Annotated in this window: 1 pseudogene; it reads left to right on the forward strand. The window is 41.4% G+C overall.

Annotated features, from left to right (window positions below):
* Positions 1–144: 144 nt before the first annotated feature.
* Positions 145–379, forward strand: a pseudogene (locus CWC11_RS21055) (efflux RND transporter periplasmic adaptor subunit); the annotation flags it as partial.

Genomic DNA, 379 nt, shown 5'->3' on the forward strand with positions numbered 1-379 from the left:
AATAGTACAAGGAAAGTAAGATAATTTAAAAGAGTACACTATGTTGTTAACTGGCGCGTTTCTGATTTCTCCGACAATTATGATGATTGCGGTTGTGTTGGTTGTTCTATGTGAAGCAAAAAGTACTCTGCTAAGGAGCGCAAAATGATTAGAGATACAAGCGGACAAGATCAACAAGTTACAGTAAATAAGCGATCTAATATCAAAATTGGCCTGCTGGGCGCGGCGTTGTTTTTAGGCGTTGCAGTGTCAGCCAATGCCGTAATAAACACTGGTAGCCCACAACTTTCTTTATCTAAAAGCAGTCTTAATATTGCAACGGTGACGTCAGGGAGCTTTGTAAGAGACGTTGCTGCGACCGGATTTATTGTGGCGGCAA

The organism is Pseudoalteromonas sp. S3178 (assembly GCF_005886985.1).
GTDB classification, from domain to species: Bacteria; Pseudomonadota; Gammaproteobacteria; order Enterobacterales; family Alteromonadaceae; genus Pseudoalteromonas; species Pseudoalteromonas carrageenovora.